Below are 21,723 nucleotides of genomic sequence, written 5' to 3'. Positions count from 1 at the left end.
ACCAAACACTTGTTAGGGAAGGATGGGCGGTCAATGGACCTGGACTTCACGCCTGACCAGGAGGCGTTCCGCGCCGAGGCCCGCGCCTGGCTGCGCGCACACGTGCCGGCCGTGCCCCTCCCCTCCCTCGAGACCGAGGAGGGCTTCGCCGCGCACCGCGCGTGGGAGGCCCGACTCGCCGCGGACCGCTGGTCGGTGGTGTCCTGGCCCGAGGAGTACGGCGGCCGGGGTGTGGACATCGTGCGGTGGCTGGTCTTCGAGGAGGAGTACTACGCGGCGGGCGCACCGGGCCGGGTCGGCCAGAACGGCATCAACCTGCTCGCCCCGACCCTCTTCGACCACGGCACGCGTGAGCAACGCGCGCGCGTGCTGCCCTCGATGGCGACCGGCGAGGTGGTGTGGGCGCAGGCATGGTCGGAACCGGAGGCGGGTTCGGACCTCGCCTCCCTCACCTCACGGGCCGTGCGCACGGGCGGGGGGTGGCTGCTGAGCGGCCAGAAGACGTGGTCGTCGCGCGCGGCCTTCGCGGACCGCGCGTTCGGCCTGTTCCGCAGCGAGTTGGACACCCCGAGGCCCCATCAGGGCCTGACCTACCTGATGTTCGACCTGCGCGCCCCCGGCGTCACGGTCCGCCCGATCGGCCGCCTCGACGGCAAGCCCGCCTTCGCGGAACTGTTCCTGGACGAGGTGTTCGTCCCCGACGAGGACGTCATCGGCGAGCCGGGCCAGGGCTGGCGGGTCGCCATGTCGACCGCCGGCAACGAACGCGGGCTCACCCTCCGCTCCCCCGGCCGCTTCCTCGCCGCCGCCGACCGCCTCCTCAACCTCTGGCAGGCGCGAGGGAGTTCACCGGAGCTACGGGACCAGGTGGCCGACGCCGTGATCGGCGCCCGCGCCTACCAGCTCTTCACCTACGCCAACGCCTCCCGTTTCCTCGACGGCGAGTCCATCGGCCCGGAGTCCAGCCTGAACAAGGTCTTCTGGTCCGAGTACGACATCGCCCTGCACGAGACCGCCCTCGAACTACTCGGCGAGGAGGGCGAGTTGGCGGACACGGACTGGGCCGAGGGCTATGTCTTCTCCCTCGCGGGCCCCATCTACGCCGGTACGAACGAGATCCAGCGCGACATCATCGCCGAGCGCCTGCTCGGCCTGCCGAAGGGCCGCCGCTGATGCGCTTCCTCCTCGACCCCGAACAGCGGGCCTTCGCCGACTCGTTGAACGCGATGCTGACGGCGGCGGACACCCCGTCGGTCGTACGGGCATGGAGTCGCGGCGAGCATACGAGCGGGCGGGCATTGTGGCGCCGTATCGCGGAGGCCGGGGTGTTCGCGCTGGCGATACCGGAGGCGTACGAGGGGTTGGGACCCCGGCCCGTCGAACTCGCCGTGGCGTTCGTGGAGTTGGGGCGACACGCGGTTCCGGGACCGGTGGTGGAGACGGTCATGGCGGCCGCGCTGCTGGCCGAACCCGGCCCAGCCAAGCGCCTGTTGCCCGCGTTGGCCTCGGGTGAGGTGATGGCGACGGCGGCACCGGCGGGGTCGTACGCGCTGGACGGTGACGTGGCGACGACTCGCCTGGCCTGGGACGCCGACGGTCTGCGCAGCGCGCCCGGCCCCAGCGGACCGGTACGCGCGTCGCTGGACCCGGCGCGCCGCCTCACCCGTCTCCTCCCCGGCGGTGAACTCCTCACCCGGGAACCACCCTTGGCGCACGCCCTCACCTGGGCCCGTCTCGCCACCGCCGCCCAAGCCCTCGGTGTCGGGCTCGCGTTGCTCGACAGGACCGTCGCCTACGTCAGGCAGCGCACCCAATTCGGGGTGCCCGTCGGCTCGTTCCAGGCGGTCAAGCATCAACTGGCCGATGCGAAGATCGCGTTGGAGTTCGCGCGCCCGCTGCTCTTCGGCGCCGCGCTCACCATGACGGAGTCGGACGTGGCCGCGGCGAAGGTCACGGCGTGCGAGGCGGCGTACAGGACCGCCCGTACAGCGCTTCAGTTGCACGGCGCGATCGGGTACACCGCCGAGTACGACCTGTCGCTGTGGCTGACCAAGGCCCGTGCCCTGCGCATGAGTTGGGGCAGCCCGGACGAGTGCCGGGCCGCCGTGCTCAACGGCGTCAGTGGTGGTGGTCGCCGCTCGTGAGTTCCTTGTACTCCTCCGCCGTCGGCTTGGGGATACGGGCCTCGGGGCCGAACATCGCCTTCGCCAGCCGGGCCCGTACCCGCTGACCGCCCTTGACCTGCCGCTCGACGCCGTTCGCGTCGACGAGGGGGCCGATCGCGTACGGCTGTTCCTGTTCGTGCTGGGTGAGCCTGAACCGCTCGTCCGGGGTGAGGGGTTCGTGGACCTCGACGTACTCGCCGTGCGGCAGCATCTTGATGAGCCCGGACTCCCGGCCGTGCAACACCTTGTCCCGGTCCCGGCGTTGAAGCCCGAGGCAGACGCGTTTGGTGACCAGGAACGCGGCGACCGGCATGACGAAGAAGGAGATCCGCACGAACCAGGTGATCGCGTTGATGGAGAGATTCAGATGCGTGGCCACGACGTCGTTGCCGCCGCCGATCAGCAGCACTCCGTACAAGCTGAGCCAGGCCACCCCGAGCCCGGTGCGCACGGGCATGTTGCGCGGCCGGTCCAGGATGTGGTGTTCGCGTTTGTCGCCGGTGATCCAGGCCTCGATGAAGGGGTAGGCGCCGATGGCGGCGAGGATCAGCGGGAAGAGCGTGAAGGGGATGAAGACGCCCAACTCCAGTGTGTGGCCCCAGGCGTTGAGCTCCCATCCCGGCATCACCCGGATCAGCCCCTCGGAGAAGCCGAGGTACCAGTCCGGTTGGGCGCCGGTCGTCACCAGGTCCGGCCGGTACGGTCCGAAGGCCCACACGGGGTTGATGCTGGCGATCCCGCCCATGATGGCGAGGACGCCGAAGACGAGGAAGAAGAAGCCGCCCGCCTTGGCCATGTAGACAGGCAGGAACGGCATGCCGACCACGGACTTCTGGTTGTGGCCGGGCCCGGGATACATGGTGTGCTTGTGGTAGAAGACCAGGATCAGGTGCGCGACCACCAGGCCCAGCATGATCCCCGGCAGCAGCAGGACGTGGACCGGGAAGAGCCGCGAGATGATGTCGTGGCCCGGGAACTCCCCGCCGAACAGGAACATCGACATGTACGTGCCGACGATCGGCACGGACAGGATCGCGCCGTCCGCGAAGCGGATGCCGGTGCCGGACAGCAGGTCGTCGGGGAGCGAGTAGCCGGTCAGCCCGGTGATGATGCCGAGGAACAACAGGGTCCAGCCGAACACCCAGTTGATCTCGCGCGGCTTGCGGAACGCGCCGGTGAAGAACACCCGCATCATGTGGATGAGCATGCCGGCGATGAACACGACGGCCGCCCAGTGGTGGATCTGCCGGATCAGCAGCCCGCCGCGCACGTCGAAGCTGATGTCGAGCGTGGACTCGAACGCCCGGGTCATCGGGATGCCGTTCAACGGCGCGTACGAGCCGTGGTAGATGACCTCGACGCCGCTCGGTTCGAAGAACAGGGTGAGATAGATGCCGGTGAGGATCAGGATGATGAAGCTGTAGAGGCAGATCTCGCCCAGCATGAAGGACCAGTGATCCGGGAAGACCTTGCGCATATTGGACTTGGCGATCGCGTACAGCCCGAGTCGTCCGTCCGCCCAGTCGGCGAGCTTCTCCCCTTTGCCGGCCTCGCCCGGCCGTCCTGTGCCCACCGCTCCGTTCACCGATCGTGCGCCGTCCATACGTTGGCCGCCCTCCCCGTCGGATCACCCCACAGGGTGCCACGAGGTCCGGGCTAAGCCAACGGTGCGTCAGCGGGCAATGGCAGCCCGATCACGGCGGTACGACCCCGGGCGTGCAGCACCGCCTCCTCATCGCCCAACTGCACGGCGTCGTAAGGCCCGAGGGTCAGTCCACCCACCTCTGCGGTCCCGTCGAGTGCCACGACCAGGGTGCCCCCGCCCAGCCGCAACCGCCCCCGCACGACAGCCACTGTAGGAACAACAGCCGTAGAGACCGCGCCCCTGCGCCACATCACGTTGAGGTTGACGACGGGCCCGTCCAGCAGTCGGCAGTCGGTCGGTACGTCGCCTCTGAAGTCCCGTGGAACGTAACGGGTGTTGACCAGCCACCGTTCGCCGCCCACCGTGAGATCCATGCCCGCGCCCTCGACGACGGTCAGGGTGCGGTCGACCTCCGGGAAGGCCGAGAACGGTCCGTCCGCCGCGACCTTGGCGAGGCTCACCCGCCACGCGAAGTCGTCCATGCCCGAGCCCTCGGGCCAGGCGGCGATCTCGCGCGTGACACCGCCACCGTTCTTCCAGGGCACGGCAGTTCGCGCCGAGGCGGGCAGAGCCCGGATCACTGGACGAACCCCCGCTCCCGCGCCGTCGCCAGCCATTGCGGGAACTCGCCCACCAGCCGGTCGTAGAGCTCCGCGTCGGACATCTTCAGCGGATCCGAACCGGCGTGGAAGAAGCCCGCGTTGTCGATCTCCCGCTTCTGCGGCACCGCCAACTCGTCGAGTCTGCGCAGGAATTCGAACTGCTTGCTCTTCGCATCGCCGAAGCCGACGAACTGCCAGAACAGCGGGAGCTTGGCCGCCTTGCACAAGTACCGTTCCGCGGCGAGCTTGTTGATGGGTCCGCCGTCGGTCTGGAAGACGACGAGGGCGGGGTCCTTGGCGCCGCTGTCGAGGTAGTGGTCGATGACGGCGTCCATGGCCAGGTGGTAGCTGGTCTTGCCCATGTGCCCGAGCCCGGCCACGATCCGCTCGATCCGGCCCTGGTGGTCGGCGAGGGCGATGTCCGTGACGGCGTCGACGTCGGTCGAGAAGAATATGACCGGCACGGTCCCGTCGTCGTCGAGGTGCGCCGACAGGCCCAACACCCGGTCGGCCAGCGCCTGGACGCTGCCGTCCTTGTAGTACGGCTTCATGGAGCCCGAGTGGTCGACCACGAGATAGACGGCGGCCCGCTGCCCGTCCAGGCCGTGCTTGCGGAGCGAGACCCCGGCGCTCTTGTACAGGCTGACCAGCGCGGGCGCGGTCTCCTCGACCTTGCTGAGAGAGATCGCGGCCACGGAGGCTCCCTTCGGATCACGGCGAAAAGGCTGAGATTACGCCACGGCGGTGCCGCGGGAGCAATGTCCCCCCAACCCCGGAATAAGGGACGTAAGCCCACTTACGCTGGGCCCCATGAAACGCGCCGGCGTCCTGATGCTCGCCGCCGTGCCCGTCGCCATCGCCGCGACGGCCTACGGCTTCTCGTCCACCGCCCACACCGACCCGCGGACCGCGCACCCGTCCGCCGCGCCCGAACGCAGAGCGCCCGAGGGCCTGGCCGCGCCGGCCATGAAGAACCTCGCCCAGGAACTGGTGGCCAGCGCCGAGAACTCGACGCTGGACTGGCGCAGCGCGTACGGCTATGTGCAGGACATCGGCGACGGACAGGGTTACACCGCGGGCATCATCGGCTTCTGCACCGGCACCCACGACCTGCTCGTCCTGGTCGAGCACTACACCGCGGCCCACCCCGACAACGGCCTCGCCCGTTACCTCCCCGCCCTGCGCAAGGTCGACGGCACCAACTCCCACGAGGGCCTGGACCCCGGCTTCCCGGCCGCCTGGCGCGCCGAGGCGAAGGTCCCCGCCTTCCAGGCGGCGCAGGACGCGGAGCGCGACCGCATCTACTTCGACCCGGCGGTCAGCACCGCCAAGCGCGACGGGCTGGGCCCGCTCGGCCAGTTCATCTACTACGACGCGATCGTCTTCCACGGCCCGGGCACGGACGGTTTCTACGGCATCCGGGAACGCGCGATGCGGCAGGCGAAGACCCCGGCCGAAGGGGGCTCCGAGAAGGCCTACTTGAGCGCCTTCCTCGACATCCGGCGCGCCACCATGCGGGCCAAGCACCCCGGCATCGACACCACCCGCATCGACACGGCCCAGCGGAAGTTCCTGGAGGAGGGGAACCTGAGCCTGCGGACGCCGTTGGTGTGGAAGGTGTACGGGGAGACGTACAAGGTGCCGTAGGAGAGCGGGAGTTGGGCCCGGACATGCGGCGGCGCCTGCCGTGTCCGGTCGGGGACGAGGCAAGCGCCGTCGGGGGGTCCGAGGGGAGGTCCCCTCGGATGACCCGCCCGCACGCCTTTGTGCGGGACGTTTTTGATGGGCCGTCAGGCCCGTGACCTCTCAGACCATCAGTGCCCGGTCCGTCGGCCGGATCGGGGCCGGCAGCTCGCTGACGCCGGTCAGGAAGCGGTCGACTCCGCGGGCGGCCGAGCGGCCCTCCGCGATGGCCCAGACGATGAGGGACTGGCCGCGGCCCGCGTCACCGGCGACGAAGACGCCGGGGACGTTGGTCTGGAAGTCGGCGTCGCGGGCGATGTTGCCGCGCTCGTCGAGGCCCAGGGCGAACTGGTCGACCAGGCCGTTCTCGCGGTCCGTGCCGGTGAACCCCATGGCCAACGTGACCAGTTGGGCCGGGATCCTGCGCTCGGTGCCCGGCTTCTGGGTCAGCTTGCCGTCGACGAACTCGACCTCGACGAGGTGCAGCCACTGGACGTTGCCGTCCTCGTCGCCCTCGAAGTGGGTGGTGTTGACGGAGTAGACCCGCTCACCGCCCTCCTCGTGCGCGGAGGTCACCTTGTAGAGCATCGGGAAGGTCGGCCAGGGCTGCGCGACCGCGTTCCGCTCGTCGCCCGGGCGGGGCATGATCTCCAACTGCGTGACGGAGGCGGCCCCTTGGCGGTGTGCCGTACCGACGCAGTCGGCGCCGGTGTCGCCGCCGCCGATGACGACGACGTGCTTGCCCTCGGCCGAGACCGGGGCGGTGACGTAGTCGCCCTCCTGGACCTTGTTCGAGAGGGGCAGGTACTCCATCGCCTGGTAGACGCCGGTCAACTCCCGTCCGGGAACGGGGAGATCACGCGCGGTGGTGGAGCCGGCGGCGATGACGACCGCGTCGTAGCGCTTGCGCAGGTCGGTGGCCTTGAGGTCGACGCCGATCTCGATGCCGGTGCGGAAGCGGGTGCCCTCCGCGCGCATCTGCTCGATACGGCGGTTGATGTGCCGCTTCTCCATCTTGAACTCGGGGATGCCGTACCGGAGAAGGCCCCCGATGCGGTCCGCGCGCTCATAGACGGCGACGGTGTGGCCCGCCCGGGTGAGCTGCTGGGCGGCGGCGAGGCCCGCCGGACCCGAGCCGATGACCGCGACGGTCTTGCCGGAGAGGCGCTCGGGAGCCTGCGGGGCGACGTCGCCGGTCTCCCACGCCTTGTCGATGATGGAGACCTCGACGTTCTTGATGGTGACCGGCGGCTGGTTGATGCCCAGCACACAGGCCGCCTCGCACGGCGCGGGGCACAACCGCCCGGTGAACTCGGGGAAGTTGTTCGTCGCGTGGAGGCGCTCCGACGCGGCCGTCCAGTCCTCGCGGTAGGCGTAGTCGTTCCACTCGGGGATGAGGTTCCCCAGCGGACAGCCGTTGTGGCAGAACGGGATACCACAGTCCATGCAGCGGCCGGCCTGCTTGCCGATGATCGGCAGCAGCGAACCGGGGACGTAGACCTCGTTCCAGTCCTTCAACCGGACGTCCACGGGGCGGGACTTGGCGACCTCGCGCCCGTGGTTCAGAAAGCCCTTCGGGTCAGCCATTGATCGCCGCCTCCATCATCTTCTCGGTGATCTCGGTCTCGGAGAGACCCGCTTGCTCAGCGGCGTCCTTGGCGGCGAGCACTGCCTTGTAGGCGCTGGGGATGATCTTGCTGAAGCGCTCCACGGACACGGTCCACTCGGCGAGCAGCTTCTCGGCGACCGTGGAAGCGGTCTCCTCGGCGTGCCGGCGCACCACGTCGTGCAGCCACTGCTTGTCGGTGTCGTCCAACTCCTGGACGGCGCCCGCGTTTCCGACGTTCACGTTGTCGGGGTTCAGGTCGATGACGTAGGCGATGCCGCCGGACATGCCCGCCGCGAAGTTGCGGCCGGTCTCGCCCAGGACGACCGCCCGGCCGCCGGTCATGTACTCGCAGCCGTGGTCGCCCACGCCCTCGGAGACCACCGTGGCACCGGAGTTGCGGACACAGAACCGCTCACCGGTCCGGCCGCGCAGGAACAGTTCGCCGCCGGTCGCGCCGTAGGCGATGGTGTTGCCCGCGATGGTGGAGAACTCGGCGAGGTGGTCGGCGCCCCGGTCGGGACGGACGATGACCCGGCCGCCCGAAAGGCCCTTGCCCACATAGTCGTTGGCGTCGCCCTCCAGGCGCAGCGTGACACCGCGCGGGAGGAAGGCTCCGAAGGACTGGCCGGCCGAGCCGGTGAAGGTGATGTCGATGGTGTCGTCGGGCAGGCCCGCGCCGCCGAACTTCTTCGTCACCTCGTGGCCGAGCATCGTGCCGACCGTGCGGTTGATGTTGCGGATCGCGACCTGGGCGCGGACCGGCTGGGCGTCGGTGGCGCTGGATGCGGCCAGCGCGTCGGCGGCGAGCTTGATCAGCTCGTTGTCGAGCGCCTTCTCCAGGCCGTGGTCCTGCTTGATGACCTGGTGGAGGGCTGCGCCGTCCGGGAGTTCGGGGACGTAGAAGAGGGGGGCGAGGTCGAGGCCCTGCGCCTTCCAGTGGTCCACGGCCCGCTCGACGTCGAGCGTTCCGGCCTTGCCGACGGCTTCCTCGATGGTGCGGAAGCCCAGCTCGGCGAGGATCTCGCGGACCTCTTCGGCGATGAACTGGAAGAAGTTCACGACGTATTCGGCCTTGCCGGCGAACCGGTCGCGCAGCACCGGGTTCTGGGTGGCGATGCCGACCGGGCAGGTGTCGAGGTGGCAGACGCGCATCATGACGCAGCCGGAGACGACGAGCGGCGCGGTCGCGAAACCGAACTCCTCGGCGCCGAGCAGCGCGGCGATGACGACGTCACGGCCGGTCTTGAGCTGACCGTCGGTCTGCACGACGATCCGGTCGCGAAGTCCGTTGAGCAGCAAGGTCTGTTGGGTCTCGGCGAGGCCCAACTCCCAAGGTCCACCGGCGTGCTTCAACGACGTGAGAGGAGAAGCGCCCGTACCGCCGTCGTGGCCGGAGATGAGGACGACGTCCGCGTGCGCCTTGGAGACACCGGCAGCGACCGTGCCGACACCGACCTCGGAGACCAGCTTCACGTGGATCCGCGCCTGCGGGTTCGCGTTCTTCAGGTCGTGGATCAGCTGGGCGAGGTCTTCGATGGAGTAGATGTCGTGGTGCGGCGGCGGCGAGATGAGACCGACACCCGGCGTCGAGTGACGCGTCTTGGCGACCCACGGGTAGACCTTGTGGCCGGGCAGCTGGCCGCCCTCGCCGGGCTTGGCGCCCTGGGCCATCTTGATCTGGATGTCGTCCGCGTTGACCAGGTACTCGGAGGTGACGCCGAAGCGGCCGGAGGCGACCTGCTTGATGGCGCTGCGCCGGGCCGGGTCGTAGAGCCGGTCCGCGTCCTCGCCGCCCTCACCGGTGTTGGACTTGCCGCCCAGCTGGTTCATGGCGATGGCGAGGGTCTCGTGCGCCTCCAGGGAGATGGAGCCGTACGACATGGCACCGGTGGAGAAGCGCTTGACGATCTCGGAGACGGGCTCGACCTCGTCGATGGAGATCGAGGGCCGGTCCGACTTGAAGCCGAAGAGCCCGCGCAGCGTCATCAGCCGCTCGGACTGCTCGTTCACGCGGTCCGTGTACTTCTTGAAGATGTCGTAGCGGTTGGTCCGCGTCGAGTGCTGGAGGCGGAAGACCGTCTCCGGGTCGAACAGGTGCGGCTCGCCCTCGCGGCGCCACTGGTACTCGCCGCCTATGTCGAGGGCACGGTGCGCGGGCGCGATGCCGCTCGCGGGGTACGCCTTCGCGTGGCGGGCGGCGACCTCCTTGGCGATGACGTCGATGCCGACACCGCCGATCTTGGTGGCCGTACCGCTGAAGTAGCTGTTGACGAACTGCTCGTCCAGGCCGACCGCTTCGAAGACCTGGGCGCCCCGGTAGGAGGCGACGGTCGAGATGCCCATCTTCGACATGACCTTGAGGACGCCCTTGCCGAGCGCGTAGATCAGGTTGCGGATGGCCTGCTCGGCCTCGATGTCGGTGAGGAAGGTGCCCGCGCGGACGAGGTCCTCGACGGACTCCATCGCCAGGTACGGGTTGACGGCCGCGGCGCCGAAGCCGATGAGCAGGGCGACGTGGTGGACCTCGCGGACGTCACCGGCCTCGACCAGCAGGCCCACCTGGGTGCGCTGCTTGGTGCGGATGAGGTGGTGGTGGACGGCGGCGGTGAGCAGCAGCGAGGGGATCGGAGCGTGCTCGGCGTCGGAGTGCCGGTCCGAGAGGACGATGAGGCGGGCGCCGTTCTCGATCGCGGCGTCGGCCTCGGTGCAGATCTCGGCGAGACGGGCGGCGAGGGAGTCGCCGCCGCCGGAGACCCGGTAGAGGCCGGAGAGGGTCGCGGCCTTCATGCCGGGCATGTCGCCGTCGGCGTTGATGTGGATGAGCTTGGCCAGCTCGTCGTTGTCGATCACCGGGAAGGGCAGGGTGACGCTACGACAGGACGCGGCCGTCGGCTCCAGCAGGTTGCTCGCCGGGCCGAGGGACGAGCGCAGGGAGGTCACGAGCTCTTCCCTGATCGCGTCCAGCGGCGGGTTGGTGACCTGCGCGAACAGCTGGGTGAAGTAGTCGAAGAGCAGCCGCGGGCGGGCGGACAGCGCGGCGATCGGCGAGTCGGTGCCCATCGAACCGATCGGCTCCGCACCGGCCTTGGCCATCGGCGCGAGGATGACGCGCAGCTCCTCCTCGGTGTAGCCGAAGGTCTGCTGGCGGCGGGTGACCGAGGCGTGCGTGTGCACGATGTGCTCACGCTCGGGCAGGTCGGACAGCTCGATCTCACCGGCTTCGAGCCAGTCGGCGTACGGCTTCTCGGCGGCGAGGCCGGCCTTGATCTCGTCGTCCTCGATGATGCGGTGCTCGGCGGTGTCCACGAGGAACATGCGGCCGGGCTGGAGGCGGCCCTTGCGGACGACCTTCGCGGGGTCGATGTCGAGGACGCCGACCTCGGAGCCGAGGACGACGAGGCCCTCGTCGGTGACCCAGTAGCGGCCGGGGCGCAGGCCGTTGCGGTCGAGGACCGCGCCGACCTGGGTGCCGTCGGTGAAGGTGACACAGGCCGGGCCGTCCCAGGGCTCCATCATCGTGGCGTGGAACTGGTAGAAGGCACGGCGGGCCGGGTCCATGGAGTCGTGGTTCTCCCACGCCTCCGGGATCATCATCAGCACGGAGTGCGGCAGCGAACGCCCACCGAGGTGGAGCAGCTCCAGCACCTCGTCGAAGGACGCGGAGTCGGATGCCTCGGGCGTGCAGATCGGGAAGATCCGGTCGATCTTGTCCTGGTCGCCGAACAGGTCGGAGGCGATCTGGGACTCGCGGGCCGCCATCCAGTTGCGGTTGCCCTTGACCGTGTTGATCTCGCCGTTGTGCGCGACGAAGCGGTACGGGTGGGCGAGCGGCCACGACGGGAAGGTGTTCGTGGAGAACCGGGAGTGCACGAGGGAGATCGCGGAGGCGAAGCGCCGGTCGGACAGGTCCGGGAAGAAGGGCTCCAGCTGACCGGTGGTGAGCATGCCCTTGTAGACGATGGTCCGCGCGGAGAGCGACGGGAAGTAGACACCGGCCTCGCGCTCGGCGCGCTTGCGCAGCGCGAAGGCCTTGCGGTCGAGGTCGATGCCCTGGCTCTGCCCGTCGCTCACGAAGAGCTGACGGAACAGCGGCATGGTGGAGCGGGCCGTAGCACCGAGGAGTTCGGGCGCGGTCGGAACCTCGCGCCACCCGAGAACCGTGAGGCCTTCCTCTACGGCGATCGTCTCAACCTGCGAGACGGTCGCGTCGGCGCCGTCCTCGGGCAGGAAGGCGATGCCGACCGCGTATCCACCGGCGGCGGGGAGGTCGAATCCGGCCACCTCGCGGAAGAAGGCGTCCGGCACCTGGGACAGGATGCCCGCGCCGTCGCCGGAGTCGGGCTCGGCACCCGTCGCACCGCGGTGCTCCAGGTTGCGCAGCACGGTGAGCGCCTGCTCGACCAGCGCGTGGCTCGCCTCGCCGGTGAGGGTGGCCACGAAGCCGACGCCACAGGCGTCGTGCTCGTTGCGGGGGTCGTACATACCCTGCGCGGCAGGGCGAGCATCCATGAAGGACCAGTTCTGGCCATTCGCGGTGTGCTGGGACGGCTGGCGCGGCGTACGCATCGGCTCTCCCGTCGTCGTCGTGGCATATGCATGGGCATAGGGACGACGTTGGCCCTCTGCGGGTAAGCGCAAAATTTCGTGCAGGTTACATGATGGAACGGTTCTCGGGAACCGGATACTCCGTTCCAACATGCGGACGCCGCGGGGTCGCGGCGGTGCACCGCACAAGCGGTGAAGGTGAAGGGGACCAAAGCGGACAGATCGATGTCCGTCGGTCCATGGCAGAGGGAGCGTCGTAGCCCATCCCGCGGGTGCGCCGCGAGCGTCATTGCCCACAGCGCTTACGGCTCATGCCCAGTGGTTAAGCGTTCGAAACCAGCGAGTAACGGCTACTTATGCGACCCAACGCATAAGTGCGCGTCGAGCTATCCTACGACCGTTCCGAACAGGGTGCCCAGGGCGTACGTCACACCGGCCGCCGCGCCCCCCAGCGCGAGCTGCCGCAGCCCGCTGAACCACCAGGTCCGCGCGGTCACGCGGGCCACCACGGCACCGCACCCGAACAACCCGACGAGCGCGAGCAGCAGCGCCGGCCAGAGCGCGGTCGCCCCGAGCAGGAACGGCAGCAAGGGAAGCAGCGCGCCCAGCGCGAACGCCCCGAAGGACGAGACGGCGGCGACGAGCGGGGAGGGAAGATCACCGGGGTCGATCCCCAGCTCCTCCCGGGCATGTATCTCAAGGGCCTGCTCAGGATCACGGGACAACTGCCGGGCGACTTCACGGGCGAGCGCGGCCTCGACCCCACGACTCTCATAGAGGGCGGCGAGTTCGCCCTCCTCGTCCTCCGGGTGCTTGCGCAGCTCGCGCCGCTCGACTTCGAGCTCGGCCTCGACCAGCTCGCGCTGGGAGGCGACGGAGGTGTACTCGCCGGCCGCCATGGAGAAGGCACCGGCGGCGAGCCCGGCCAGCCCGGTGATGACCACGGTCTGATGACTGACGGCACCGCCGACGACACCGGTCATCAGGGCGAGGTTGGAGACGAGACCGTCCATCGCGCCGAACACCGCGGGGCGCAGCCAACCGCCGTTCACATCCCGGTGGGTGTGGTTGTCGCGGTGCGCCTCGTGGAGCGTCGCTTCGGTCTCGATGATGGCCATGCGGTGATCCCCCTGGAGGCTGAGAGTCAGCTGACGGATAGCTGACAAGCAGCTAAGGCGAGGCTAACTTTAGACAAGTTCCACTCTTTGACAACGCTCAACATACGCCTTTCATTTCCCGCCCTCCAGCAAGGAAAGGCTGCGCTAACCTGCGGGTTTACCCTCGAACGCTCATCCGTGACGGAGGCGGTTCAGATGTCGACCGGGTGACGCTGCGCTCCGTCAGGCTCTACCGAAGGCCTCCCGTGGGAGACATCCGCAAAGGGTTCCGCGCCCTGAGGCGCTCTGAGGGAACCCCGTAGGAGAGGCCGCGTATGGCATCGATCGCCTGCATTCCCCCGGTCCCGGCGCCCAAGAACGCCACCGAACTCCGCGAACGGGCGCGCGGCGCGCTGCTCGGCCTGGCGGTGGGAGACGCCCTCGGCGCACCGGCGGAAAACATGAAGCCGTCCGAGATCCGCGCCCGTTGGGGCCGCATCACGGGATACGTGGCCGAGAACCCGGCCGGCACGGACGACACGGAGTACGCGATCTTCTCCGGCCTCCTCCTGGCCCGCCACGGCTCGGCCCTCACGCCGACCCACGTGGAGGCGGCCTGGCACGAGTGGATCGCGGACCGGGACGAGGGCCCGTTCCGGGGCGCGGGCTTCAGCGAACGCGGCACCCTGGAGAACCTCCGCCGAGGCCTGGCCGCCCCCATCTCCGCACAACACCGCCACGCCTGGAGCGACGGCCTGGCCATGCGCGCGGCCCCCTTCGGCGTCTTCGCGGCAGGCCGCCCGGCGGAAGCGGCCCGTCTCGTCGCGATCGACGGTTCGGTGAGCCACGACGGTGAGGGCATCTACGGCGGCCAGGCGGTCGCGGCGGGCGTGGCGGCGGCGATGGCGGGAGCGCCGACGATCGCGGTAGTGGCATCAGCCCTTGCGGTGGTCCCCGACGACTCCTGGACGGCGCGCTCCCTCCGCCGAGCGGTGGCGGTGGCCCACCGGGGCGAACGAGCGGTCCGCTCCGCGGTGGTCATCGGCGGCTACCCCTGGACCGACCTGGCCCCGGAGGCGGTGGCCCTGGCCTTCGGCGCATACGCGGCGGCGGACGGCGACTTCACGGAGTCGGTCCTCACAGCGGTGAACATGGGCAGGGACGCGGATACGACGGCCGCGGTGGCGGGCGCCCTGGCGGGCGCGACCCGGGGCGCGTCGTCGATCCCGGCGGACTGGGCGTCGGCGATCGGCCCAGCCCGGGGGAGCTGCCTACCGGCGATGGCCGGCCACCATGTGCTGGACATCGCGGAGTTGCTGGTTCCGGGGGAGGGCGGGAAGTGGGGCCGCCAAGGGGAGTACGTGCTGGCCGCGGATGAGGACGAGGTACAGCTGTGAGCCACGACGAGACCGAGGGCAACGGGCCGGCACCGAGAGCGCATCGGATCGAACCTACGGTCACGGACAGCGAGTTCGCCGGTCAGGGGCTACCCGCACCCAACCTCCCACTCCACCCCGAGCCGCCCCAACTCGCCCCCACCGACAGCAAGTTCGCTCCACAGGAACCAACCGCAGCCGCCGACGGCGATCCCGCTCCGCAGGGGCTACCCGCACCCAACGTTCCACTCCGCCCCGAGCCGCTCCAACACACAGCGGCTGACGGCGAATCCGCCCTGCGGGAACCACCTGCGGCCGCCGACGGCGAACCCGCCCCACAGGGGCCACCCGCACCCGACGACGGAAGTCGCACGGGCGGTGCGGGTGGGGACAAAAGAGCCGATGGCGGAGCCGAGGCGAGGCGGATCGAGGGGCTGCTGCTCGGGCTCGCCGCAGGGGACGCCGCCGGTTGGCCGGCCGCACGGCACCGCGCCGCTCGCATGCCCGAGTGGACCCGCCGCCTCACCCGCGAGCTGGACACCTTCGCCGAACAGAACGCGACCACGACACTCCCCGTCCCCATTGCCCTGAACCAACCCCCCGAGCCCCTACGCCTCGGCCCCTCCGACGACGCCGAATGGGCAGCCTTCGCCGCAGAAGCCGTACTACGAGCCGGTGACGACACAGTCCTGGGCGACCTGAGCCGCGAACGCAGAACCCGCGCCGCCATCGACCTCACCTGGAACGCCATCGCGAGCGAGGTCGCCGCCGCAGCGGACCGCGCCCCCGAGGTCGAATCCGCCGTACTCCCCCTCCGCGCCCGCATCTCGGTACGGGCAGGCCTGGGAAACCTCGCCGCAGGCCTGCGCCCACCCGCAACCGGCCACGACAACCCCCACTACTTCGACGACGCGGCCTGCGTAAGAGCCTGCGTACTGGCCGTGGCACACCCCGGCGACCCCCAACGCGCCGCCGCCCTCGCCGAGTTCGACGCCCACTACACCCAGGACGGCGACGGAGTCCACGGCGCCAGAGCCATGGCGGCAGCCCTCTCCCTCGCCCTGGTCGGCGCGCCCGTGGACGAGTGCGTAGCAGCAGCCCTCGCCGAACTCCCCGAAGCCACGGAGATCGGCCGCAACGCCCGCCACGCACTGAAGTTGGCCCAGGACAGCGACAACGCCTTCGCCCTGATCCCCCTCCTGGAACACCAGATCGTCGACCACGTCTACAGCTACGGCATCGCAGCCGCCGAAACCGTCCCGGTGGCCCTCGCGTTGGCGACAGCCGCCCGCGGCCGTATCGCGGAAGCGGTCCCCGCCGCGGCCTGCCTCTCCCGCGTAGCCGACTCGGCCCCGGCCCTCGTAGGCGCCCTGACCGGAGCGCTCAGCGGCGGACAGGCGATCCCGGCAACCTGGCGGGACGCCTGCCGCACCCTCTCCGGCTGCGCCCTCCCCCGCCTCACCGGCACGGACCTCGTAGAACTCGCCGAACTCCTGGAAGCCACACAACCGCCCCCACCAGGAGGATGATTCGGTGCATGCCACCCAAAGAACTCAAAGACCCTAAAGAACTTAAACAAGCCACCCAAGCCAAAGCCGCAGAGACCGGCCTCGATGAAAGGATCACCGGAGCCCTGGTCGGCGCGGCGGTCGGCGACGCCCTCGGCGGCCCCGTCGAGGGCTACTCCCCCGACCAGATCCTCGAACGCCACGCCGGCCGCGTCCACGGCATCGTCGGCCCCTGGAACGGCGACGCCTGGCGCACGGCCCGCCCCATCGCCCCGTACCACAAGGGCGACGGCCACGTCACCGACGACACCTTGATGACCCACGCACTGGTACGGGTCTACGCCCGGGTCCGCGACCACCTCGACGCGTACGCCATCGCCGACCACCTCGTCCCGGACCTGATGCAAAACCCGCGCTGGATCCCGGAGTTGGAGGCGGAGGCCATCCCCCTCCAGCGCGTCTTCCTCGCGGAGAAATGGCTCGCGACCCGCCTCCACTACGGCCACGTCGACCCCCGGGAAGCCGGCGTCGGCAACATCGTCAACTGCGGTGCCGCGATGTACATGGCCCCGGTCGGCCTGGTCAACGCGGCCCATCCGGCGGGCGCTTACGCCGAGGCCCTCGACATCGCGGGCGCGCACCAGTCGTCGTACGGCCGAGAGGCAGCCGGTGTCTTCGCGGCGGCGGTGGCCGCGGCCTGTGTCCCGGGCGCGACCCCCGACTCGGTCGTGGCCGCCTGCCTCGCCCTGGCCAAGGACGGCACCCGCACCGCCATCGAGCAGGTCTGCGAAGTGGCCGCCCGTTACTCGGACTTCGAGTCGGCGCTGGTTCCGCTACGGGAGGCGATCACGCCGTACGACACGGTGGGCCCCGACTATCGCGCGCCCTCCCTGGACGCCCGCCGCCCCTCCCGCACCAAATCGATCGAGGAACTCCCCGTCGCCCTGGGCATGTTGGTGGTCTCCGGCGGCGACTACCGCCACGCGGTGCTGGGTTCGGTGAACTACGGCCGGGACTGCGACTCGATCGCGACGATGGCCGGTGCGGTGGCGGGCGCCCTGGGTTCCCCTGCCCCGCAGGACTGGTCGAAGACGGTCGCGGAAGCCAGCCGCCTGGACCTCTGGGAACCGGCGACCACCCTCACCGCCGTCACCCGCGAACTCTTCGAGCGCGATGTCCTCCGACGCCGGGCCCACGAGGCGGCGTTCACCGAGATCGGAGGGCTGAAGTGCTCCGACTGACCTGGGTCCAGCCGGAGGACCTGCTCGGCCACGAGCTGCGCCAGGCCACCCAGGACGGACGCGAACCGTCGGCGATCGCGGCACGGTGGCGGGCGGCGGGCGGTGCGGAGGCGCCGGAACGGGCGGGTTCATCGCCCCAACCTCCCACCCGTTACCTCCGGTTGCTCGCCGAGGACCTGCTGGACGAACTGGCCGACCTGCCCAGCTCGTTGGCGGACCAGGAACCCACCGACCTGGCACGCATCCGCGCCCTCTGCCCCAACTGGCCCACCCCACAAGCCACTTCCCCACCCCGCCCGGCCCGCTTCGAGGCCGCCTGGCTGGGGCGGGCCGTCGGCTGTCTCCTCGGCAAGCCCGTGGAGAAGCTCCCCCTCGACGGCATCCGCCAACTCGCCCGCGCCACCGGCAACTGGCCCCTCAACTCCTACTTCACCGCCCGGGGTGTCCCCGCCGAACTCCTCGCCGCACACCCCTGGAACCGCCGCTCCGCCCCCACCTCCCTCGCCGAGAACATCGACGGCATGCCCGAGGACGACGACCTCAACTACCCCCTGTTGAACCTCCTGTTGCTGCAGCGCCACGGCAAGGACTTCACCACCGCCGACGTGGCGAAGCTCTGGCTCGACGAACTCCCCGCAGGCCGCACCTTCACCGCCGAACGCATCGCCTACCGCAACCTCCTCACCGGCCTGGAACCCCCGCGAACGGCCCGCCACCGCAACCCGTTCCGCGAGTGGATCGGCGCCCTGATCCGCGCCGACGTGCACGGCTGGACCAACCCCGGAAACCCGGCCGCCGCTGCCGAACAGGCGCACCGCGACGCGGCGTTGACCCACACCGCGAACGGCGTCTACGCGGCGATGTTCACGGCCGCCGTCATCGCCACCGCGACCACCGGCACCCACGACATCCACGCCTGCCTGCGCACCGGCCTGACGGTCGTCCCGCCCGGCTCCCGCCTGGCCAAGGCGATCCAGCACGCCCTCCAACTGGCCCGGACACACCGGGACTTCGACGAGGTGGTGGACCAACTCCACGCCACCTACAGCGGAACCCACCACTGGGTCCACGCCATCCCGAACACCGCCCTGATCGCCGCCGCCCTCACCCACGCGGACGGCGACTTCGCCGGATCCATCTGCCGTGCGGTGTCCGGGGGTTGGGACACCGACTCGAACGGAGCGACGGTCGGCAGCATCGCCGCCCTCCTCTCGGACACCGCGCTCCCCGACCGCTGGACGACCCCGCTCAAGAACCGACTCGCCACCTCCGTAGGCGACTTCAACGGCATCGGCTTCGACACCCTCGCCCGGCTCACCCATCAGGAGACCGCCCGCCCATGACCCACATCGCCGTGCTCGGCAGCACGAACATGGACCTCGTCGCCTACGTCGCGAAGGCCCCGCAGCGCGGAGAGACCGTGACGGGACGGGAGTTCCGCACGATCCCCGGCGGCAAGGGCGCCAACCAGGCGATCGCCGCCGCCCACGCGGGCGCGACCGACGTCACGATCGTCGGCGCGGTCGGCAACGACGCCTACGGCGCCCAACTCCGCGCCACCTTCGAACACTCCGGCGTCGACACCGACCATCTGCGCACCGTCGAGGGCCCGTCCGGCACCGCGCACATCGTCGTGGACGACGAGGGCGGCAACGCGATCGTCGTGATCCCCGCCGCGAACGGCACCGTCGACCACCTCGCCCCCGGCGACGAGGCCACGATCGCCACGGCCGACGCCCTGCTCCTCCAGCTGGAGATCCCCCTCGCGGCGGTGATCGCGGGCGCGGAGGCGGCCCGCCGCCACGGCGTCCGTACGATTCTCACGCCCTCGCCCGCCCAACCCCTGCCGGCCGAACTCCTGGCCGCCGTAGACCTGTTGGTCCCCAACGAGCACGAGGCCACCGCCCTCACCGGCCGCACCGACCCGCGCGAGGCGGCGGCGGCCCTGCTCGACCAGGTGCCCGAGGTGATCGTCACCCTTGGTGCGGCGGGCAGTCTGTACGCGGCCCGGGGCACCGAGCCGTTCACCGTGCCCGCGCCCCGAGTGACCGCCGTGGACTCGACCGGCGCGGGCGACACCTTCGTCGGCGCACTGGCGGTCGCGCTCGCCGAAGGCCGCCCGATGCGCGACGCGCTGGCCTGGGCGGCAGCGGCGGCGGCGCTGTCCGTGCAGCGGCCCGGGGCTACGGCGTCGATGCCGTTCCGCGCGGAGATCGAGAAGCAGTACGCCTCATGACCGAGACGACGACCACAACTCCCCTGTCAGGGCTGCGCGTTCTCGACCTCGCGACACTCTTCGCCGGTCCCCTCGCCGCCACCATGCTCGGTGACTTCGGCGCCGAGGTCATCAAGGTCGAGCACCCGACCAGGCCCGACCCGTCCCGGGGCCACGGCCCGTCGAAGGACGGCATCGGCCTGTGGTGGAAACTCCTGGGCCGCAACAAGCGCGCGATCACCCTCGACCTGTCGAAGCCGGGCGGGCGCGACACCCTGCTCCGCCTCGCCGCGACCGCCGACGTGATCATCGAGAACTTCCGCCCCGGCACCCTGGAGAAATGGGACCTCGGCTGGGCCGAACTCTCCGCCGCGAACCCGAAGTTGGTGCTCGCCCGGGTCACCGCCTTCGGCCAGTTCGGGCCCTACGCCCACCGCCCGGGCTTCGGCACCCTCGCCGAGGCGATGAGCGGTTTCGCCGCGATCACCGGTGAACCGGACGCGCCCCCGACCCTCCCGCCGTTCGGCCTCGCCGACTCGATCGCGGGCCTGGCGACGGCGTACGCGGTGATGACGGCCCTCGCAGCCCGCGACCGCACGGGCGAGGGCCAGGTCGTCGACATGGCGATCATCGAACCGATCCTCACCGCGCTGGGCCCCCAACCGCTCTGGTACGACCAGCTCGGCCACGTCCAGCCGCGCACCGGCAACCGCTCCCAGAACAACGCCCCGCGCAACACCTACCGTACGGCGGACGGCAGTTGGGTCGCCGTCTCCACCTCGGCCCAGTCGATCGCCGAACGCGTGATGCGCCTGGTCGGCCGCCCGGAACTGATCGACGAACCGTGGTTCGCTACGGGCGCGGACCGGGCCCGGCACGCCGACGTCCTGGACGCGGCGGTCGGCGGCTGGATCGCAACACGCACCCGCACGGAGGTGCTGGCCGCCTTCGAGAAGGCGGAGGCGGCGGTCGCCCCGATCCAGGACGTACGGGACGTCATGGAGGACCCGCAGTACCAGGCCCTCGACACGATCACCACCGTCGACGACCCCGAACTCGGCCCCCTCCGCATGCAGAACGTCCTCTTCCGCCTCTCCGCCACCCCCGGAGCGATCCGCTGGACCGGCCGCCCCCACGGCGCCGACACGGACACGGTCCTGTCCGAACTCGGCCTGACCGAAGCCGAGTTGACCACGCTCCGCCAGGCGGGCGCCCTGTGACCCCGCACCCCCTGACCTGGCTCTACGTCCCCGGCGACCGCCCCCCGGTCGTCGCCAAGGCCCTCGCCGCCGGCGCGGACGTGGTCGTCGTGGACCTGGAGGACGCGGTCGCCCCGGACCGCAAGGAGTATGCCCGCGCGGCCACGGCGGAACTCCTCTCGGAGCCCCAACTCAACGTCCACGTCCGCGTGAACGCCCTCGACACCCCCTGGGCCGCCGACGACCTCCGCACCCTCGCACCCCTCCCGGGCGTATCGGGCCTACGGCTCCCGAAGGTGACATCGGCGGAGGAGGTGGTAGCCGTAGCGGAGAAGGCCGGCGGCCTCCCCCTGTACGCCCTGCTGGAAACGGCCCTCGGGATCGAGCGGGCCTTCTCGATCGCCGCCGCGCACTCCTCCGTGCACGGCATCGCGCTCGGGGAGGCGGATCTACGGGCCGACCTGGGCGTACGCGAGGACGCCGGCCTGGACTGGTCCCGCTCCCGGGTGATCGTCGCCGCCCGGGCCGCGGGGCTGGCCCCGCCGCCCCAGTCGGTCCACCCGGACATCCGCGACCTGGAGGGCCTTGCCGCCTCCTGCGCACACGGCCGCGCCCTGGGTTTCCTGGGTCGCACGGCCATCCACCCCCGCCAACTCCCCGTCATCGAGCAGGCTTACCTCCCCACCATCCAGGAGATCGAACAAGCCGAAACGATCATCAAGGCGGCTGCGGAGGAGGAAGGCGCCCAAGCGCTCCCGAACGGCCAGTTCATCGACGCGGCAGTGGTGACGGCAGCCCAGCGCACCTTGTCCCTGGCCCGCCGAACCTGAAAACAACG

At 70.4% G+C, this 21,723-nt stretch carries 16 protein-coding genes; 10 read left to right on the top strand and 6 right to left on the bottom strand.

The features are described from left to right. The first annotated feature begins 33 nt into the window (after positions 1–33). Both OG504_RS38640 and OG504_RS38635 read left to right on the top strand, forming a co-directional pair. A complete protein-coding gene (locus tag OG504_RS38640) occupies positions 34–1,173 on the top strand; it encodes an acyl-CoA dehydrogenase family protein (protein ID WP_405993954.1) in 1,140 nt (379 codons plus the stop codon). Next, positions 1,173–2,144, top strand: coding sequence for an acyl-CoA dehydrogenase family protein (locus tag OG504_RS38635; protein ID WP_405993953.1), 972 nt, complete (start codon positions 1,173–1,175; stop codon positions 2,142–2,144). Before OG504_RS38640 ends, OG504_RS38635 begins: the two co-directional genes overlap by 1 nt. Here OG504_RS38635 and OG504_RS38630 read toward each other — a convergent pair. Genes OG504_RS38630 through OG504_RS38620 form a run of 3 tightly spaced genes read right to left on the bottom strand, consistent with a single transcriptional unit; the run spans position 2,119 to position 5,107 of the window. After that, positions 2,119–3,768, bottom strand: a complete 1,650-nt coding sequence (locus tag OG504_RS38630) for a cytochrome bc complex cytochrome b subunit (RefSeq protein ID WP_405993952.1) — start codon at positions 3,766–3,768, stop codon at positions 2,119–2,121. The two genes, OG504_RS38635 and OG504_RS38630, sit on opposite strands and share 26 nt — an antisense overlap. Positions 3,769–3,821: 53 nt before the next feature. Then, entirely contained in the window at positions 3,822–4,391 is a 570-nt protein-coding gene (locus OG504_RS38625; protein ID WP_405993951.1) for a HutD family protein, read from the bottom strand. After that, positions 4,388–5,107 (bottom strand): vWA domain-containing protein, encoded by a 720-nt coding sequence (locus OG504_RS38620; RefSeq protein ID WP_405993950.1) that lies wholly within the window; start codon positions 5,105–5,107, stop codon positions 4,388–4,390. Before OG504_RS38620 ends, OG504_RS38625 begins: the two co-directional genes overlap by 4 nt. Positions 5,108–5,222: 115 nt before the next feature. On the opposite strand from OG504_RS38620, the gene OG504_RS38615 reads away from it, so the two are divergent. Further along, a complete protein-coding gene (locus OG504_RS38615) occupies positions 5,223–6,059 on the top strand; it encodes a chitosanase (protein WP_405993949.1) in 837 nt (278 codons plus the stop codon). A gap of 159 nt (positions 6,060–6,218) precedes the next feature. On the opposite strand, the gene OG504_RS38610 is transcribed toward OG504_RS38615, so the two are convergent. From OG504_RS38610 to OG504_RS38600, 3 genes are all read right to left on the bottom strand, one after another. Then, positions 6,219–7,682, bottom strand: a complete 1,464-nt coding sequence (locus tag OG504_RS38610) for a glutamate synthase subunit beta (protein ID WP_405993948.1) — start codon at positions 7,680–7,682, stop codon at positions 6,219–6,221. Next, the gene (gltB, locus tag OG504_RS38605; protein WP_405993947.1) at positions 7,675–12,270 is read right to left on the bottom strand and encodes a glutamate synthase large subunit; all 4,596 of its coding nucleotides are present in this window, start codon (positions 12,268–12,270) and stop codon (positions 7,675–7,677) included. Before gltB ends, OG504_RS38610 begins: the two co-directional genes overlap by 8 nt. Positions 12,271–12,635: 365 nt before the next feature. Further along, positions 12,636–13,367: a VIT1/CCC1 transporter family protein gene (locus OG504_RS38600; RefSeq protein WP_405993946.1), complete on the bottom strand. Its 732-nt coding sequence runs from the start codon at positions 13,365–13,367 to the stop codon at positions 12,636–12,638. A gap of 314 nt (positions 13,368–13,681) precedes the next feature. Between OG504_RS38600 and OG504_RS38595 the strand changes: the two genes are divergently transcribed. The 7 genes from OG504_RS38595 (at position 13,682) to OG504_RS38565 (ending at position 21,715) form a co-directional block, all read left to right on the top strand. After that, entirely contained in the window at positions 13,682–14,743 is a 1,062-nt protein-coding gene (locus tag OG504_RS38595; protein ID WP_405993945.1) for an ADP-ribosylglycohydrolase family protein, read from the top strand. A gap of 275 nt (positions 14,744–15,018) precedes the next feature. After that, positions 15,019–16,251, top strand: a complete 1,233-nt coding sequence (locus OG504_RS38590) for an ADP-ribosylglycohydrolase family protein (RefSeq protein ID WP_405996548.1) — start codon at positions 15,019–15,021, stop codon at positions 16,249–16,251. Positions 16,252–16,259: 8 nt separating this feature from the next. Then, positions 16,260–17,471 (top strand): ADP-ribosylglycohydrolase family protein, encoded by a 1,212-nt coding sequence (locus OG504_RS38585; RefSeq protein ID WP_405993944.1) that lies wholly within the window; start codon positions 16,260–16,262, stop codon positions 17,469–17,471. Continuing rightward, complete coding sequence (locus tag OG504_RS38580; RefSeq protein ID WP_405993943.1) at positions 17,459–18,814, top strand: ADP-ribosylglycohydrolase family protein; 1,356 nt, start codon at positions 17,459–17,461, stop codon at positions 18,812–18,814. The genes OG504_RS38585 and OG504_RS38580 overlap by 13 nt, the downstream gene beginning before the upstream one ends. Beyond that, positions 18,811–19,707, top strand: a complete 897-nt coding sequence (gene rbsK / locus OG504_RS38575; RefSeq protein ID WP_405993942.1) for a ribokinase — start codon at positions 18,811–18,813, stop codon at positions 19,705–19,707. The genes OG504_RS38580 and rbsK overlap by 4 nt, the downstream gene beginning before the upstream one ends. After that, a complete protein-coding gene (locus OG504_RS38570) occupies positions 19,704–20,906 on the top strand; it encodes a CaiB/BaiF CoA transferase family protein (protein WP_405993941.1) in 1,203 nt (400 codons plus the stop codon). Before rbsK ends, OG504_RS38570 begins: the two co-directional genes overlap by 4 nt. Next, complete coding sequence (locus OG504_RS38565) at positions 20,903–21,715, top strand: HpcH/HpaI aldolase/citrate lyase family protein (RefSeq protein WP_405993940.1); 813 nt, start codon at positions 20,903–20,905, stop codon at positions 21,713–21,715. The genes OG504_RS38570 and OG504_RS38565 overlap by 4 nt, the downstream gene beginning before the upstream one ends. Positions 21,716–21,723: the final 8 nt, after the last annotated feature.

Source organism: Streptomyces sp. NBC_00986, from assembly GCF_045162565.1.
In the GTDB taxonomy this organism is placed as follows: Bacteria; Actinomycetota; Actinomycetes; order Streptomycetales; family Streptomycetaceae; genus Streptomyces.
The sequence above is the reverse complement of the archived record's forward strand: the minus strand, read 5'-3'. Positions and strand labels throughout refer to the sequence as shown.